At 73.3% G+C, this 17,246-nt stretch carries 14 protein-coding genes; 8 read left to right on the top strand and 6 right to left on the bottom strand.

Annotated elements, in window-relative coordinates; translation table 11 throughout:
* The 3 genes from AC067N_RS25450 to AC067N_RS25440 form a co-directional block, all read right to left on the bottom strand.
* A partial coding sequence (locus AC067N_RS25450; protein WP_478681188.1) for an NADH-quinone oxidoreductase subunit C occupies positions 1-927 on the bottom strand: 927 nt, incomplete at its 3' end.
* Positions 924-1,664 (bottom strand): NADH-quinone oxidoreductase subunit B, encoded by a 741-nt coding sequence (locus AC067N_RS25445; protein WP_478681187.1) that lies wholly within the window; start codon positions 1,662-1,664, stop codon positions 924-926. The genes AC067N_RS25445 and AC067N_RS25450, both read right to left, overlap by 4 nt.
* On the bottom strand, positions 1,655-2,068 hold the full coding sequence (locus AC067N_RS25440) for an NADH-quinone oxidoreductase subunit A (RefSeq protein WP_055523485.1): 414 nt from the start codon (positions 2,066-2,068) through the stop codon (positions 1,655-1,657). The genes AC067N_RS25445 and AC067N_RS25440 overlap by 10 nt, the downstream gene beginning before the upstream one ends.
* Before the next feature lie 367 nt (positions 2,069-2,435).
* Between AC067N_RS25440 and AC067N_RS25435 the strand changes: the two genes are divergently transcribed.
* The 8 genes from AC067N_RS25435 (at position 2,436) to AC067N_RS25400 (ending at position 12,997) form a co-directional block, all read left to right on the top strand.
* Positions 2,436-3,656 carry a sensor histidine kinase gene (locus tag AC067N_RS25435; RefSeq protein ID WP_478681186.1) on the top strand — a complete coding sequence of 407 codons (1,221 nt, stop codon included), beginning with the start codon at positions 2,436-2,438 and terminating at the stop codon, positions 3,654-3,656.
* A 133-nt stretch (positions 3,657-3,789) separates the two neighbouring features.
* The gene (locus AC067N_RS25430) at positions 3,790-5,130 is read left to right on the top strand and encodes a sensor histidine kinase (RefSeq protein ID WP_478681185.1); all 1,341 of its coding nucleotides are present in this window, start codon (positions 3,790-3,792) and stop codon (positions 5,128-5,130) included.
* 365 nt (positions 5,131-5,495) lie between these two features.
* Positions 5,496-6,155, top strand: a complete 660-nt coding sequence (locus AC067N_RS25425) for a LuxR C-terminal-related transcriptional regulator (RefSeq protein ID WP_478681229.1) — start codon at positions 5,496-5,498, stop codon at positions 6,153-6,155.
* A 301-nt stretch (positions 6,156-6,456) separates the two neighbouring features.
* Positions 6,457-8,385 (top strand): 2-oxoacid:acceptor oxidoreductase subunit alpha, encoded by a 1,929-nt coding sequence (locus tag AC067N_RS25420; protein WP_478681184.1) that lies wholly within the window; start codon positions 6,457-6,459, stop codon positions 8,383-8,385.
* Complete coding sequence (locus tag AC067N_RS25415; RefSeq protein WP_478681183.1) at positions 8,378-9,478, top strand: 2-oxoacid:ferredoxin oxidoreductase subunit beta; 1,101 nt, start codon at positions 8,378-8,380, stop codon at positions 9,476-9,478. Before AC067N_RS25420 ends, AC067N_RS25415 begins: the two co-directional genes overlap by 8 nt.
* Positions 9,479-9,636: 158 nt before the next feature.
* Positions 9,637-10,491 carry an NAD(P)H-binding protein gene (locus AC067N_RS25410; protein WP_478681182.1) on the top strand — a complete coding sequence of 285 codons (855 nt, stop codon included), beginning with the start codon at positions 9,637-9,639 and terminating at the stop codon, positions 10,489-10,491.
* Between the two features lie 150 nt (positions 10,492-10,641).
* A complete protein-coding gene (gene rarD, locus AC067N_RS25405; RefSeq protein WP_478681181.1) occupies positions 10,642-11,616 on the top strand; it encodes an EamA family transporter RarD in 975 nt (324 codons plus the stop codon).
* 430 nt (positions 11,617-12,046) lie between these two features.
* Entirely contained in the window at positions 12,047-12,997 is a 951-nt protein-coding gene (locus AC067N_RS25400) for a M28 family metallopeptidase (RefSeq protein ID WP_478681180.1), read from the top strand.
* 50 nt (positions 12,998-13,047) lie between these two features.
* Here the strand turns inward: AC067N_RS25400 and AC067N_RS25395 are convergent, their stop codons facing one another.
* From AC067N_RS25395 to AC067N_RS25385, 3 genes are read right to left on the bottom strand one after another with little or no spacing between them, the layout of a single operon-like run.
* A complete protein-coding gene (locus AC067N_RS25395; RefSeq protein ID WP_478681179.1) occupies positions 13,048-13,809 on the bottom strand; it encodes a hypothetical protein in 762 nt (253 codons plus the stop codon).
* The gene (locus AC067N_RS25390) at positions 13,799-16,393 is read right to left on the bottom strand and encodes a tetratricopeptide repeat protein (RefSeq protein ID WP_478681178.1); all 2,595 of its coding nucleotides are present in this window, start codon (positions 16,391-16,393) and stop codon (positions 13,799-13,801) included. Before AC067N_RS25390 ends, AC067N_RS25395 begins: the two co-directional genes overlap by 11 nt.
* A 7-nt stretch (positions 16,394-16,400) precedes the next feature.
* A complete protein-coding gene (locus AC067N_RS25385) occupies positions 16,401-17,222 on the bottom strand; it encodes a hypothetical protein (protein ID WP_478681177.1) in 822 nt (273 codons plus the stop codon).
* Positions 17,223-17,246: the final 24 nt, after the last annotated feature.

Raw genomic sequence — 17,246 nt, 5'->3', positions numbered from 1 at the left:
CGCCGACGGAGCAGGTGCGCCCGGAGCACCCGGCGCTTCCGCAGGCGCCGACGGAGCAGGTGCGCCCGGAGCACCCGGCGCTTCCGCAGGCGCCGACGGAGCAGGTGCGCCCGGAGCACCCGGCGCTTCCGCAGGCGCCGACGCGGCGGGCGCCTGGCTCGCCGAACCCTCGGCCGCCGTGCGGGTACGGCGCGGGGGTGTCGCAGGGGCCGGGGTGCCCGGCGTTTCCGGGGGCGACGCCGCGGGCGTCTGGCTCGCGGAGCCGGCGGAGGCGGTGCGGGCGCGGCGTACGGGGCGGTCGCCGGCGGCGGCTCGGGCGGGGCGCTCGCCGGGGGCGCGGGTGGGGCGGGCGGGGGCCGGGGGGAGCTGGCCCTTGAGGGGGCCCCACTCGTTGGGGTCGGGGACGCCGGGCGGGAGCATCTGGCGGCGCTTGGGGCCGCCGTGCTCGGACTCGCCGGGTTCCTTGGCGCCGGGCCATGCCTTGGCGACACGGGCGGCCAGGACGAAGTCCTTGCGCAGGGGGTGGCCCTCGAAGTTCTCGGGGAGGAGGAGGTGGTCCAGCCCGGGGTGGCCCTCGAAGCGGACGCCGAACATCTCGTGGGTCTCGCGTTCGTGCCAGGCGGCACCGGCGTAGACGTCCACGGCGGTGGGCAGCACCGGGGACTCGTGCGGGACCGTGGTGCGCACGAGGAGCCGGCGGACCGGGGCCAGGGCCACGACATGGGCCGACACCCGGAATCCGGTGCCGGGTTCGTCGACGGCGCTCAGCCAGTCGAAGTAGGTGCAGCCCAGGGTGGTGCGGGCGGTGCTCAGGGCCTGGATCCAGGAGCCGGAGGGGACGTCCACGGTGAGGACGTCGTACGACTCCTCGGCGGTGGCGTCCGCGCCGAAGAGTTCCTCGGCGGGGGCGGGAAGCCAGCCGGTCACCGCTCCCCCTCCCCGGTGGAGCCGTCGTTCCCGCCGGTGGTGGTCGGCGGGGCCGGCGGCTTCACCAGGTCGCTCTGGAGGGCCGCCGGTGACGGGCGGGCGGGGGCCGGGGTCTCGGCCGGCGCCGAGGACGCGGTGGTCCCGCCGGCCGCGGTGCCCGTTCCGTTGCCGTACCGCTCGCCCAGGGACTCCTTCGCGATCTTCTCCTGGAGTTTCAGGATGCCCTGGAGGAGGGCCTCGGGGCGGGGCGGGCAGCCGGGGACGTAGACGTCGACGGGGATGATCTGGTCGACGCCCTTGGTCACCGAGTAGGAGTCCCAGTAGGGGCCGCCGCAGTTGGAGCAGGCGCCGAAGGAGATGACGTACTTCGGTTCCGGCATCTGCTCGTAGAGGCGCTTGACGGCCGGGGCCATCTTGTCCGTGACCGTGCCGGACACGACCATCAGGTCGGCCTGGCGGGGGCCCGGCGCGAAGGGGATGACGCCGAGGCGGATGAAGTCGTGGCGGGCCATCGACGCGGCGATGAACTCGATCGCGCAGCAGGCCAGGCCGAAGTTGAAGACCCAGAGGGAATAGCGGCGACCCCAGTTGAGGATCACCTTCATCGGCTCGGGGGCGAGGCGGGCGAGGGCGCCCAGCCGCTTCGGCTCGGGGAGGGACACGGGCTGCGGGGTGGACCGTTCGGCGGGCCGCGGAGCGGACTGCGCGGCGGCGGTCGTTTCTGGCGTCACGTCCATGCCAGGACGCCCTTCTTGTATGCGTAGAGCAGGCCGACGGCGAGGAAGCCGAGGAAGACGAACATCTCCACCAGCGTGGTCGCGCCGTAGCCGTCGTCGGCGAACACGGTCGCCCAGGGGAAGAGGAAGATCGAGTCGATGGCGAAGATGACGTAGAGGAAGGCGTACACGTAGTAGCGGACCTGGGTGTGGGCCCAGTGCTCGCCGACGGGGTCGACGCCGCACTCGTACGTCAGGAGCTTCTCCCGGGTGGGGACCTCGGGGCGCAGCAGGCGTCCCGCGCCGAAGGCGATGGCCACGAAGAGCACGCCCACGGCGGCGAGCAGTCCGACCACCGAGTAGGACTGGAAGTAGTCCGCCGCCACGACGTACTCCGCCGCGACGGCGACGGTCGGTTCCGGCACGTCCGCCCCTCGCTCCCTCACCTGGCGACCTGTACGTACGCGCTCCGTACGCCATACATACGTCGCTGTTCGACGATCTGTACGCACGGGAGTCTAGGCCCTGCTAAAGAGACCGTAAGCAGCCCGTCACAGCTCGGCATGCGCAGGGCCGTGACCTGGGGTCCGGTCGCCGGGCCGGGGTGACGGCCAGGCGGAGCGAAGAGGGCGGCCGGGCCGGGGCGAAGGGTGCGGCCGGGGCGACGGGGCGGGCGGGCGGAGGGGCGGTGGGGCGGGGAGGACGCCTGCGGCGACGGGTGGGGTTTTCCCCAGGGGGGCCGGGCGGTCCGCCTCATGGCGCCGGCGGGTCGGGGGCGGGCAGGCTGGGGCCATGACCGAGCCCCTTTCCCCCTCGACCGGCCGTGGACGGCCGTCCGGGCGGCCGTTGCCCTCCAGCCACACGCCCTCCGAACCGTTGCCGCCGGCGCGCCTCGCGTTCGAGGCGCACACGTGGAAGGAGATCGCGCATCTGCTGACCAATCTCCCGCTGGCGCTGATCGGCTTCACCTTCGTGACGACGGTGCTGTTCACGAGTGTCTTCCTGACGCTGACGGTGATCGGTTTCCCGCTGCTCGCGGCCGCGCTGCTGGGGGCGCGGCAGCTGGGCAAGCTGGAGCGGATACGGGCGCGGGCGCTGCTGGGGGTGCGGGTGGACGAGCCGAGTCCGCTGCCGTTGCGGGGCGGCGCGGACGGGTTCGTCGCGCAGGTGTGGATGAGCGTGAAGGACCCGGTCGGCTGGCGCTCGATGCTGTACGAGCTGATCCGGCTGCCGTGGGGGATCGCCACCTTCACGATCACTCTCACGGGGTTGTTCGTGGTGTGGCCGGTGCTGCCGTACATCGTGCGGGGGCTGGCCAACGCGGACCGGGCGATGGTGCGTGCGCTGTTGTCGCCGTCGGACGAGCTGGAGCGGCGGATCGCGGAGCTGGAGTCGGACCGGGGGGTCGTGGTGGACACGGCGGCGGCCGATCTGCGGCGCATCGAGCGGGATCTGCACGACGGGGCGCAGGCCCGGCTGGTGAACCTGGCGATGGGGCTCGGCCTGGCGAAGGAGAAGTTGCTGGAGGGCCGGGCCGACGACGCCGTCGCCTCGATGGTGGCGGAGGCGCACGGCGAGGTGAAGCTGGCGCTTCAGGAGCTGAGGGATCTGGCGCGGGGCATCCATCCGGCGGTGCTGACCGACCGGGGGCTGGACGCGGCGCTGTCGGCGGTGGCCTCGCGGTGCACCGCTCCGGTGAAGGTGTCGGTCGATCTGCCGGCGCGGCCCGCGGCGGCGATCGAGGGGATCGCGTACTTCACCGTCTCGGAGCTGCTCCAGAACGTCAGCAAGCACAGCGGGGCGAGGTCGGCGGCCGTGGACGTCTGGCGGTCCGACGACCGGCTGCTGATCCAGGTGTGGGACGACGGGCGCGGCGGCGCGAGTGTCGACGGCGGCACGGGGATCGCCGGTCTCGCGGAGCGGCTCGGCGCGGTCGACGGCCTCTTCGTGATCGATTCACCGGTGGGCGGGCCGACGACGATCACGGCGGAGCTGCCCTGGCGGGGGCGGTAGGCGGGGTGGGGATATCCCCCGGAGCGGGACGCCGACGGGCTGGATGGTTCGGCGGGCCGGGGGCGTGGAGGGTGGGTGTACGCCGGGTCGTGGTGCGCTCCGGTCGGAGTGCGGGTGAGGAGGAGGAGCGGCTGTGGAAACCGCGTATGGACAGGGGTACGGCGGCTGGGACGACACGGCCGGGGCGGGGCGGCTGCGTCGGTTGCCGGCGGGGCTGCGGGCGCCGTTGGAGGGGCGTAGCTGGCGGGAGTTCGGCTATGTGCTGCTGGGGCTCCCCGTCGGGGTGCTGATGTTCACGTACGCGGTGACGATGCTGTCGCTCGGGGTGGGCCTGCTGATCACGTTCCTCGGTGTGCCGGTGCTGGCGGCGGGGCTCGCCGGGTGCCGGGGGCTGGGGGCGCTGGAGCGGGCGCGGGCGCGGGCGCTGCTCGGGGTGGAGGTCGCCGCGCCGGAGCCGTTGCGGGTGCGCAAGCGCGGGGCGCTCGCGTGGATGGGCGCCGTACTGCGCAGCGGGTCGTCGTGGCGGCAGTCGCTGTACGCCGTCGTGCAGTTCCCGTGGTCGGTGTTCTCCTTCGTCGTCGCCCTGAGCTTCTGGGCGTACGGGTGGGCGATGCTGACGTATCCGCTGTGGTTCTGGGTCTTCCCGATGTGGGTCGGGCAGGACGGAGTGCAGCTGTACGGGGACGAGCGGCACTCCGTGTATCTCGACAACCCGTTCGAGGTGACGGTGACCGCGCTGGTGGGGCTGATGTTCACCATGGCCACGCCGTGGATCGTGCGGGGGCTGACGACGGTGGACCGGGTGCTGGTGACCGCGCTGCTCGGACCGTCCCGGCTGGGGGCGCGCGTGGTGGAGCTGGAGTCGGACCGGGGGGTCGTGGTGGACACGGCGGCGGCCGATCTGCGGCGCATCGAGCGGGATCTGCACGACGGGGCGCAGGCCCGGCTGGTCGCGCTGGCCGTGGATCTGGGCGTGGCGAGGGAGAAGCTGACCGAGGATCCGCAGACGGCGGCACGGCTGGTGGACTCCGCGCACGGGGAGGTGAAGACGGCGCTGCGGGAGCTGCGGGACCTGGCGCGGGGCATCCATCCGGCGGTGCTGACCGACCGGGGGCTGGACGCGGCGCTGTCGGCGGTCGCCGCTCGGTGCCCGGTGCCGGTGGTGGTGGATGTGGATCTGCCGGGGCGGCCGGTGCCGGCGATCGAGGGGATCGTCTACTTCACGGTGTCCGAGCTGCTGCAGAACGTCAGCAAGCACGCGGGGGCGTCCCGGGCCGTGGTGGATGTGTGGAAGGTCGAGGGGCGGCTGCTGCTCCAGGTCGTCGATGACGGGATGGGCGGTGCCGACGTCGGGGCCGGGTCCGGGCTCGCCGGGCTGGCGGAGCGGCTCGGGGCCGTCGACGGGGTGCTGGTCGTGGATTCACCGGCCGGCGGGCCCACCCGGGTGACCGCGGAACTGCCCTGGCGGGCGTGATCCCCGCAGCCGGGCCGTGAGGGACCGGCGTACGGCCGCCCGCTCCGGCGGGTGTCGCGGAAGGACCAGGGCGCGTCCGGAGCTCGAGGCTCCGGGCGCGCTTCTGCGTGTCGTGGCCCTTCTGACGGATCTCCGCGGCGGCGCGGCCCCCGGCACGGCGGGAGCACGCACCGGACGCCGCTCCTTCTCCCCCGGAGGTCCGCCGGAGGGGCCCTAACCGGCCAAGACCCGGCGGGGTTCTTGCGGTCAGGGTGTCGGGGTGGCGGGGCGGGGCGGGAATGCTGGGATGCTGGGGCGGTCGGGTGGGTGGGCCAGGATGAGGGCCGGCTCCGGTGCTGCGGGGGGATGGGTTCGTGGAGGACAGGGTGCGGGTGGTCATCGCCGAGGATTCGGTGCTGTTGCGGGAGGGGCTCACCCGGCTGTTGACCGACCGGGGGCATGACGTCGTCGCGGGGGTCGGGGACGGCAACGCGTTGATCAAGACGATCGGTGAGTTCGCGGCGCAGGGGGAGCTGCCCGATGTCGTCGTCGCCGATGTGCGGATGCCGCCGACCCATACCGACGAGGGCGTGCGGGCCGCCGTACAGCTGCGGAAGCAGCACCCGCGGCTCGGGGTGCTCGTGCTGTCGCAGTATGTGGAGGAGCGGTACGCCACCGAGCTGCTCGCCGCGTCCAGCCGGGGCGTCGGGTATCTGCTGAAGGACCGGGTGGCGGACGTGCGGGAGTTCGTCGACGCGGTGGTGCGGGTGGCGGGCGGGGGGACCGCGCTCGACCCCGAGGTGGTGGCCCAGTTGCTCGGGCGCAGCCGCAAGCAGGACGTGCTCGCGGGGCTCACGCCGAGGGAGCGCGAGGTGCTGGGGCTGATGGCGGAGGGGCGGACCAACTCCGCGATCGCCCGCCAGCTGGTGGTGAGCGACGGCGCCGTGGAGAAGCACGTCAGCAATATCTTCCTGAAGCTCGGGCTGTCCCCGAGCGACGGGGACCACCGGCGTGTGCTGGCGGTCCTCACGTATCTGAACTCCTGACCGGTCACCCCCTGCCCGTCCCCCACCACCCCCGGTCACCCCCGGAACGGCGGATGTCCGCCCCCTGTCCCCCTGAGCGCCGGGTCCGTCAGTACTAGAACCGTCGCTTCCGGGGGAGCGTCTCCTGTGGCGGTTCAGCGGGTGTGCGGGGTGGGACGGGTCAGGATCGGCGGGGGGCGAAAAATGCGCGTCGAACAGTCGAACGGTCCAGGAAGGTCCGCAGCACCGACGTAGGGTTGGTCTCGGGAGGGCCGCTGGGACGGTCGTTCCCGGACAGCCGCCTCAAGGGAGGTCAAGTTCAGTGACCAGCCAGGTCAGCAGCCCAGCGGAGCAGGCCGACGAGGCCGTTCTGGGAGAACAGCGCAAACCGACGGGGAGCAAGGACGTCCGGCGCCTCGATCGGGTGATCATTCGGTTCGCCGGGGACTCCGGTGACGGTATGCAGCTCACGGGTGACCGTTTCACCTCCGAGACCGCGTCGTTCGGCAACGATCTGTCGACGCTGCCGAACTTCCCCGCGGAGATCCGCGCCCCTGCCGGCACCCTGCCCGGCGTCTCCAGCTTCCAGCTGCACTTCGCCGACCACGACATCCTCACGCCCGGCGACGCGCCCAACGTGCTGGTCGCCATGAACCCCGCCGCGCTGAAGGCCAACATCGCCGACGTGCCCCGCGGCGCGGAGATCATCGTCAACACCGACGAGTTCACCAGACGGGCGATGCAGAAGGTCGGCTACACCACCAGCCCGCTGGAGGACGGCTCCCTGGACGGCTACAGCGTCCACCCCGTCCCCCTGACCACGCTGACGGTCGAGGCACTCAAGGACTTCGACCTCACCCGCAAAGAGGCCGAACGCAGCAAGAACATGTTCGCCCTCGGCCTGCTGTCCTGGATGTACCACCGGCCCACCGAGGGCACCGAGAAGTTCCTGACCACCAAGTTCGCCAAGAAGCCCGACATCGCCGCCGCGAACATCGCCGCCTTCCGGGCCGGCTGGAACTTCGGCGAGACCACCGAGGACTTCGCCGTCTCCTACGAGGTCGCACCCGCCGCCACCGCGTTCCCGCCCGGCCTCTACCGCAACATCTCCGGCAACCTCGCCCTGTCCTACGGACTGATCGCCGCCTCCCGGCAGGCCGACCTGCCCCTCTACCTCGGTTCCTACCCGATCACCCCCGCCTCCGACATCCTCCACGAACTCAGCCGCCACAAGAACTTCGGCGTACGCACCTTCCAGGCCGAGGACGAGATCGCCGGAATCGGCGCCGCCCTGGGCGCCGCCTTCGGCGGCTCCCTCGCCGTCACCACCACCTCCGGCCCCGGCGTGGCACTGAAGTCCGAGACCATCGGCCTGGCGGTCTCCCTGGAACTGCCCCTGCTCATCGTCGACATCCAGCGCGGCGGCCCCTCCACCGGCCTGCCCACCAAGACCGAACAGGCCGACCTGCTCCAGGCCATGTTCGGCCGCAACGGCGAGGCCCCCGTCCCCGTGATCGCCCCGCGCACCCCCGCCGACTGCTTCCACGCCGCCCTCGAGGCCGCCCGCATCGCCCTCACCTACCGCACCCCGGTCTTCCTGCTCTCCGACGGCTACCTCGCCAACGGCTCCGAACCCTGGCGCATCCCCGAACCCGACGAACTGCCCGACCTGACCGTGCAGTTCGCCCAGGGCCCCAACCACACCCTCGACGACGGCACCGACGTCTTCTGGCCCTACAAACGCGACCCGCACACCCTCGCCCGTCCCTGGGCGATCCCCGGCACACCCGGCCTGGAACACCGCATCGGCGGCATCGAGAAACAGGACGGCACCGGCAACATCTCCTACGACCCCGCCAACCACGACTTCATGGTCCGCACCCGCCAGGCCAAGATCGACGGCATCGACATCCCCGACCTCGACGTCGACGACCCGCACCACGCACGGACCCTCGTCCTCGGCTGGGGATCCACCTACGGACCCATCACCGCCGCCGTCAGACGGCTGCGGACCGCCGGGGAGTCGATCGCGCAGGCGCATCTGCGGCACCTCAACCCCTTCCCGCGGAATCTGGGTGCCGTGCTGAAGCGTTATGACAAGGTGATGATTCCCGAGATGAACCTCGGGCAGCTCGCCACGCTCATCCGGGCGAAGTACCTGGTCGACGCCCACTCGTACAACCAGGTGAACGGCATGCCGTTCAAGGCGGAGCAGCTCGCCGCGGCTCTCAAGGAGGCCATCGATGGCTGAGACGACGACCGGTGCGTCCGGCTCGTCCGGGGAAGGCACGGGCACGATCGAGGCGCTCTCGCTCGTCCCCAAGGCCGAGGCCAGGCAGTCCATGAAGGACTTCAAGTCCGATCAGGAAGTGCGCTGGTGCCCCGGCTGCGGTGACTACGCGATCCTGGCCGCCGTCCAGGGCTTCATGCCCGAACTCGGCCTGGCCAGGGAGAACATCGTCTTCGTCTCCGGCATCGGCTGCTCCTCCCGCTTCCCGTACTACATGAACACCTACGGGATGCACTCCATCCACGGCCGCGCCCCCGCCATCGCCACCGGCCTCGCCACCTCCCGCCGCGACCTGTCCGTCTGGGTCGTCACCGGCGACGGCGACGCCCTCTCCATCGGCGGCAACCACCTCATCCACGCCCTGCGCCGCAACGTCAACCTCAAGATCCTGCTCTTCAACAACCGCATCTACGGACTTACCAAGGGCCAGTACTCCCCCACCAGCGAAGTCGGCAAGATCACCAAGTCGACGCCCATGGGCTCACTGGACGCCCCCTTCAACCCCGTCTCCCTGGCCATCGGCGCCGAAGCCTCCTTCGTTGCCCGCACCGTCGACTCCGACCGCAAACACCTCACCGACGTGCTGCGCCAGGCCGCCGCCCACCCCGGCACCGCCCTCGTCGAGATCTACCAGAACTGCAACATCTTCAACGACGGCGCCTTCGACATCCTCAAGGACCGCCGGCAGGCCGAGGAAGCCGTCATCCGCCTCGAACACGGCCGGCCCATCCGCTTCGGCGCGGACGGCACCCGCGGCGTCGTCCGCGACGAGTCCACCGGTGATCTGAAGGTGGTCACCGTCACCCCGGAGAACGAGTCCCGCGTCCTCGTCCACGACGCGCACTCCCCCTCCCCCACCACCGCGTTCGCCCTCTCACGGCTCGCCGACCCCGACACCCTCCACCACACCCCCATCGGCGTCTTCCGCTCCGTCGACCGGCCCGTCTACGACACGCAGATGGCCGACCAGCTGGACAACGCGATCGAGCAGTTCGGCAAGGGCGACCTGTCGGCGCTGCTGGCGGGCGGGGACACGTGGACGGTCGTCGGCTGACCCTCCGCGCGGACTCCCCAAGGCCCGGGCCGTACGCATGCCGTACGGCCCGGGCCTTCGTCTTGGGACTCGACACTTACTTCAAAGTGGGTACTTTCGAAGAGTTAGCGCACCTCCTAGGGTTAGTGGCGCACTGGCCCCCCTGGAGGAGTTTCAACATGAGCATCGTCGTCACCGGAGCGACCGGACACCTCGGCAAGTTCGTCGTCGAGGGCCTGCTGGAGAAGGTTCCCGCCGAGCAGATCACGGCCGTCGTACGCAGCGAGGAGAAGGCCGCCGGGTTCGCGGCACACGGAGTGAGGATCGCCGTGGCCGACTACAACGCCCCGGAGACGTTCGACGGCGTCATCTCCGCCGGCGACAAGGTGCTGCTGATCTCCGGCAGCGAGATCGGCAACGACCGGGTCGGGCAGCACAAGGTCGTCATCGACGCGGCCAAGGCCGCCGGCGCCGCGCTCCTCGCGTACACCAGCGCGCCGGGCAGCCTGACCGCCGCACTGGCGGACGACCACCGGGGCACCGAGGAGGCGCTGCTCGCCTCCGGCCTGCCGTACGTCCTGCTGCGCAACGGCTGGTACAACGAGAACTACACCGAGCAGCTCGGCCCCGTGCTCCAGTACAACGCCGTCACGCACGCCGCGGGTGAGGGCCGGGTGTCCTCGGCCGCCCGCGCGGACTACGCGGCCGCCGCGGTCGCCGTACTGACCGGTGAGGGTCACGAGAACAAGACGTACGAGCTCGGCGGCGACACCGCGTGGAGCTTCGCCGAGTACGCGGCCGAGCTGAGCCGGCAGACCGGCAGGGAGATAGCGAACAACGCCGTCTCGGTCGAGGCCCTCACCGGCATCCTCACCGGCGCCGGGCTGCCCGAGGCGTTCGCCACGATCCTCGCGGGCGTCGACGCCTGCATCGAGAAGGGCGAGCTGGTGGTCTCCTCCGGAGACCTCTCCCGGCTGATCGGCCGCCCGACCACGCCGATCGCGGACTCGATCACGGCAGCGCTGAAGGCCTGACCCACAGCAGCGCCGAAGGCCCGCCCCTCGGGCGACACCGGCCCCGGCTGTCATGACCGTATGGCGATACGGGTATGACAGCCGGGGGTGGTCGGCGTTACCTTCGTGGGACCCGGGCCGCGGGGCGCGGCCGGGCGAGAAGGAGGGGCCGTGGTGGCGCAGTCCAAGGGCGAACACCGGATAGGTCTGCTGAACGGCTTCGCCGCGTACGGGATGTGGGGGCTCGTCCCGCTCTTCTGGCCACTGCTCAAGCCCGCCGGCGCGGTGGAGGTACTCGCCCACCGCATGGTGTGGTCCCTCGGCTTCGTGGGGATCGCCCTGCTGGTGCTGCGGCGCTGGTCGTGGGCCGGCGAGCTGTTGCGGCAGCCGCGCAAGCTCGCCCTGGTCACGGTCGCGGCGGCGGTGATCGCCGTCAACTGGGGCGTGTACATCTGGGCCGTGAACAACGGCCAGGTCGTCGAGGCCTCGCTCGGGTACTTCATCAACCCGCTCGTCACCATCGCCATCGGCGTCCTGCTCCTGAAGGAACGGCTGCGGCCGGTGCAGTGGGCGGCGGTCGGCGTCGGCTTCACCGCAGTGCTCGTTCTGACCATCGGCTACGGACGGCCGCCGTGGATCTCCCTCTGCCTCGCCTTCTCCTTCGCCACGTACGGGCTGGTGAAGAAGAAGGTGAACCTGGGCGGCACGGAGTCGCTCGCCGCGGAGACCGTGATCCTCTTCCTGCCCGCGCTGGGCTATCTGCTGTGGCTGGGCTCGCGGGGCGAGTCCACCTTCGGCACGGAGGGCGCCGGGCACGCCCTGCTGCTGGCCTCGACCGGCCTGGTCACCGCGCTGCCGCTGGTCTGCTTCGGGGCGGCCGCGATCAGGGTGCCGCTGTCCACGCTGGGGTTGCTGCAGTACATGGCGCCGGTGTTCCAGTTCCTGCTCGGGGTGCTGTACTTCGGTGAGGCCATGCCGCCCGAGCGCTGGGCGGGCTTCGCCCTGGTGTGGCTGGCCCTGTCCCTGCTGACGTGGGACGCGCTGCGGACCGCCCGCCGCTGGGGCGGAGCGCGTACGGCGCGGGCGCGGCCGGAGCCAGTACCGGTGCCGGAGGCCGAGCCGATCGCGCACAAGCCCGCGGGCTGACCTCCGCAGCTCCAGGCGTTTCCGCAGTTCCAGGCGTTTCCGCACCTCCGGACCTCCGGACCTTCAGGCGTTCCGCGCTCGCCGCGGCCTGTCTCGCGGCGGGGTACACGCTGGACAGCCTGCGCTCCTGATTTCCTCCCCCACTCGACGGCGGGCCGCCCCCCAGCGGCCCGCCGTCGCCATGTCCGGCCGCGTCGGCCGCGTCGGCCGCTTCGGCCATGCCGCCCGCGCCCTCCCGGTCCGAGCCTTCACGCTGCCCCTGACCGGGGTTTCGCCCGATGAGTCCGACATGCGAACACCACTGGCCGAATAGCGCTCTTGACGGAAAGTCAGCCTCGCCCGCACCATCCTGGCACCTCATCCACTCAGATTCGACATGAACACGCCAACAGCGGTTCATGCGGGATCCCTTGGAATCCGGAGCCCCCACATGAAGCTCTCCGTTCCAGTCACCGGGCGGGCCGCCGCCGTCGCCGTCGCGGCGGCCACGCTCTTCACCAGCGGTTCCGTGGCCGGGGCCGCTCCCGCCCCGGAGGCGGTGGCCGCCGCGCCCGACCTGCCCGTGGCCAACGTCAAGGCCCATCTGACCCAGTTCCAGTCGATCGCCGCCGCCAACGGCGGCAACAGAGCCCACGGCCGGGCCGGCTACACGGCCTCCCTGAACTATGTGAAGGGCAAGCTGGACGCCGCCGGCTTCACCACGACCGTGCAGTCCTTCACGTCCGGCGGCCGCACCGGGTACAACCTCATCGCCGACTGGCCGGGCGGCGACACCGACCAGGTGCTCATGGCCGGTTCGCACCTGGACAGCGTCTCCTCCGGGGCCGGCATCAACGACAACGGCTCCGGCTCCGCCGCGGTGCTGGAGGCCGCGCTGACCGTGGCCCGCACCGGCTACCAGCCCACCAAGCACCTCCGCTTCGCCTGGTGGGGCGCGGAGGAGCTGGGCCTGGTCGGCTCGCGCCACTACGTCAACAACCTGTCGTCCGCGAACCGCGCCCGGATCAGCGGCTACCTCAACTTCGACATGATCGGGTCGCCGAACCCCGGGTACTTCGTCTACGACGACGACCCGGCCATCGAGAAGACCTTCAAGGACTACTTCACGGGCATCGGCGTCCCCACGGAGATCGAGACCGAGGGCGACGGCCGCTCCGACCACGCGCCGTTCAAGAGCGCGGGCGTGCCCGTGGGCGGTCTCTTCACGGGCGCGAGCCGCACCAAGACCGCTGCTCAGGCCGCCAAGTGGGGCGGCACGTCCGGCCAGGCGTTCGACCGCTGCTACCACTCGTCGTGCGACACGACGTCCAACATCAACGACACGGCACTCGACCGGAACTCGGACGCGCTGGCGTACGCGGTGTGGGAGCTGTCTGAGTAGGAGCGGGAAAGTACGCCCAGCGCACGGGGGGTTGCCCGTTCCGGGGCCGGTCAGCGGCGGTGGGTCGCTGCCGGCCCCGGTCGCGCCGCGGGGACCTGCGGGCGGTCGGCCGCCGCGGGGGCGGTGCGCGTCACGGTGGTGCGTTCGGCTCCGAGGGCGTGGGCGTGGGCCGGGGTGGCCGTGGTCGAGCGGAGGCGGGAGGCGGCCGCCGCGGGCATGCGGGTGCCGTGGGCCAGGTCGGCGGCGACGGTGGAGCGAAGGGCGGCGATCCGGGCCAGGTGGAGCCGGAGTTGTCCGGGGCCGAGCGACGCGACGTCGACGCTCAGCGCCGCCCGTACGGCCGCCGGGTGGGTCGGGATCGGCGCGGCGCCGTTGGCGGGGGCGCGGGCCGGGTCGAGTCCGGCGGAACGCAACGCCGCGGCACGGGCACTCCAGGGTGCCTCGACGGGGTGGCGGGAGGTGGGCGTACGGGCGTGCAGGGGGCCCGGGGCGCCGCCGTACGCCGCCGGGCTGCCCGCGGGGCGGGCGGACCGGTCCGCGAGCGTGCGCCGGCTCATCGTGCCGGTGAGCTCGTTGACGTGCACCTCGACCCGGGGTCGAGGGGTTCGGTCCGGGGGTGGAGACGGCCGCGGGGTGGTGCGGGGGCGGGCGGCTTCGGGGACCGGTACGGGTGTCGGGGTGGAGGCGGCGTCGGGGGTCAGGTCCACGCCGGGAGCGGTGGCCGTCCGGGCCGCTCCCGGGGCGAGGGCGCGGCCGGCCGCCGTCCGGCGGTCGTCGCGGCGGGGGGCGCCGGGTCCGCTGTCACTGGCCATGCGCGTGCGGGCTCCCGGCGTAGGGGGCGGCGTCCAGGGCGCGGGCTCGTTCGGCGAGGCGGCCCATGCGGGTACGTGCCTTCTCGAGCTGCTCCACGTCGTCGGCGGCGGGACCGGCGTCCGCGGCGAGCTCGGCCCACACGGCGATCAGGTCGCGGCCCAGGTGCAGGCCCTGGAGCGGGTCGCGGACCGCGCGCCAGGCCGCCGCCGCGCTCTGGATGTTGCCGTACGCGGCCCGCGGGTCGCGCAGTCGGTGCCGGAGGGCTGCCAGGTCGAGGGACAGATGGAAGGACCTGAGCGCGTCACCGGCCAAGTAGGCGATGTACGCGGTCAGTTCGCGCAGCCGGAGGACCTCGGCATGCTGGGGGCCGAGGGTCGCCGTCGCCTGGGCCACGGTGTGCTCGGCCATCTCCGCGGCCTCCTGGATACGGCCCGTCTTCACGGCCTCGTTGATGCGCGAGACGGGCTCCGCGAAGGGTGAGGGGGCCGCCCCGTCGGACTCCTCCGGGTCCAGCACGGCCTCGGCGACGGCGTCGAACTCGCGCACCGGCGCGGGCTTGGGGCCGCCGTCGTCGTCCGCCAGCGTCCACTCCGGAGCGGAGTAGGGGTCGGTCGCGGACTCCTCCGGCGGGGCCGGCGCGGGGGCGGGTTCCGGCGCGGACACCTGGGCGGGGACCGGCACCGGGGTCGGCGGCGCCGCCGGCGGCCAGGGCTGCGGGTCCAGCGAGACGGGCGTCGCCTCGGGGACCGCGTCGGCGGGAGGGGCCAAGACGCGCTCGGGGGCGGTGACGGACTCGGGGGCGGGCTGCCCGTGCGCGTGGGCCGGGGCCTGCTGAACCGGTCCCTGATGCGGCGGCCAGGGCTGTGGCTCCAGGGCGGCCGGGCTCAACTCGGGGGCCGGTGCGGCATCGACGGCCTCGGCGGGGGCGGCGGCCTCGGCGGGGGCGGCCTGCGCCGCTGCCGGGTGCTGACCCGGAGGCCACGGCTGCGGCTCCAGGGCGCTCGGGCTCAGCTCCGGGGCCGGTGCGGCGTCCGACGAGTGGGTGGGTGCCGGGGCGGCGGGCGGGGCGGCGGCGCGCGGCGGCTGCCACGGCTGCGGTGCGGATACGGGCAGGTCGGTGCCGGGAGCGGCCTCGCCGACCGGACCGTGGTCCCCGGCCGCGGGCGAGGCGGCAGCGGCGGACGGGGGCGCCGCAGGGCCGTATTCGCCCGCCGCAGGGCCGTATTCGCCCGCCACGGGCTCGGCCGCGTGGCCGGAATCCGACGCTGCCCGGCTGTACTCGTCCGCCCCCGGCGAAGCCGCACCGGCGGAGTCGGCCGTCGCCCCGCCGTACTCCCCTGCCGCGGGGGCGGTCGTACCGGTGGCCGGGTCGGCGCCCTGCCCGTACTCGCGCGCCGCGGGGGCGGGGGCGGGGGCGGCGGTGGCTGCGGGGGCGGCGACGGACTGGGACGCCTCGCCCTGGACGTGGGGCGCCTCGCCCTGGACGTGGGGCGCGTTGTCGGGTGCGGGGGAGACGCCGGGGTGGGGGAGGCCGGGGGTGCGGGGTGGCTGGGCGAGGGGGCCGTCCTCGGGCTCCGGGACGGCGCGCAGGACGAAGGTCGACGGGGCGACACCGCCCGCCGGCTTCACCGCGGTGAGCGGCATTGTCCGGGGTTCCCGCTTCGGCTCGGCGGCAGCCGCGGGCTCCGCCGGTGTGCCGCCGGGCTGCCGGCCGGGAGGGGTGGCCTTCGCGGCCGTCAGCGGCAGGGTGCTCGGCTCCCGCTTCGGCTGCCCGGAAACCACCGGGTGACCGGCCGGGTCCGCCGTTGACGGCGCCGGGTCGACCGCCGACAGGCGCAGCGTGCTGGGCTCCCGCCTCGGCTGGGGCAGCGACTGCGACTCCGGCGCCTGCGGCGACTGCGAGTGCGACTCCGGCGACCGGGGGTGCGACTGCGGCTGCGCGTGCGGGGTTTGCGGGGCTGCCGCCTCCCGCTCGGGCATCGCCCGCGCCGCCGACTCCGGTACCGCGCGCAGAACGTGCGTGGACTTGTCACGGCGCGGCCCCGGCTCGGCGACCGGCTCGCCCACGGGCGGCGCGGGCGCGCCGACGGGCGGAGCCACGGGCGCCGACTCGGCGGCCGGCCGAGCGGACTCAGCCCCAGGCCGTACGGGCCCTCCCAGGGGCGCCGCGGCCCGCGGCTGGTGTGCCTGATGCGGGACCGGACCCGGTGCCGCGGTGGGCGGGGCGAGGCCGGGTGCCGTGCCCGGTGTCGCGATGTCGCCCCTCGGCTCGCTCACCTGTACGGGCTCGCCCGCGAAACGGCTGGAGCCGTCCACCTGGACCTGGAGCGGTACGACGTAGCCGATGCGTTCGTCGTGGACCGTGGCCAGGACGGGGTGACCGGTGGCGAGGGCGAGACGGTGCAGGTAGTCGAGCGCGGCGGTCTGGAGGGACTTCCCCCCGGCCGCCGGCACCGGCATGCCGCCGACCGTCGCGCCCGCCTCGGCGGAGACCCGTACGTCGATCGGGGTCAGCCCGGCCGGCGCCGGCGCGCGCCCCGCACGCTTGAGTTCCCGCTTCTGTTCGCGGCTGAGTCGAGTCATCGTTCCCTCACTCGGGTCGGTCAGAAGGAGAAACGGCGGACGGGAAGGCAAACGACACGGACGACGCGAGGGACACCGGCTTTCCGCCGACTCCCGGGTACGACGCCGTGGATGGCGACGACGCCGGTGACGTCGACGGTTGCGCCGCCGCCTCCACCGTACGCACATCGTCGACCCGCCACGGCTCGCCCTTCCCGGAACGCACCAGCTTCAGGTACACCGTGGCCTGCGGACCGGTCCCCGTCCAGCCGTCCCGGCCGTGCGCCTCACCGTCGACGAACACGGCGCGGTACGCCTCGGTCGCGGTGTCGGTGGGGGCGTCGCCGTCGTCGTCGAACTCCACCTCGACCGTGGTCCACGCCTGGTGCGCCGCCCAGGAGTTCCATCGTTCGCCCGCACCGCTCGCGGGGCGGTACGAGCGCTCCGCCTCGCGCTTGTCCGGGGTGAGCCAGCGCGCGGTGCGCAGAACGGCGTCGTGCGGACCAGAGTCGTACTTCGTGTCGTAGCCGTACGCCACCTCGACCCAGGCCCTGGAGACGGAGGTCGCGTCCTGGTCGTCGACGCCGGACGGGCTCGGGACGTGCGCGTCGGCGCCCAGCGGTTCGCCGGACGGCAGCGGGGCCTTGGGGGCGACCGACGGTTCGGCCGAGACCCCGGGGCCGCCGGCCGTCTCGCGGTGGTCCTGCAGACCGCACGCGGTGAGGACCGCCATGCCGGTCACGGTCGCGAGGACGACCGCGGCGGGCCGGCGGAGCCCGCCGGACGCACCGCGTCCGCCCGGTCCCGTACGGGCACCGGGCGTATGGCGCCCGTGGCTCCTCCTGCTCATCGTCGTCCCCCTCCTCACCTCGGT

The sequence above is a fragment of the Streptomyces sp. NPDC042364 genome, from assembly GCF_056437585.1.
Note: the sequence above shows the minus strand (reverse complement) of the source record. Positions and strands in the feature narration are given on the sequence as shown.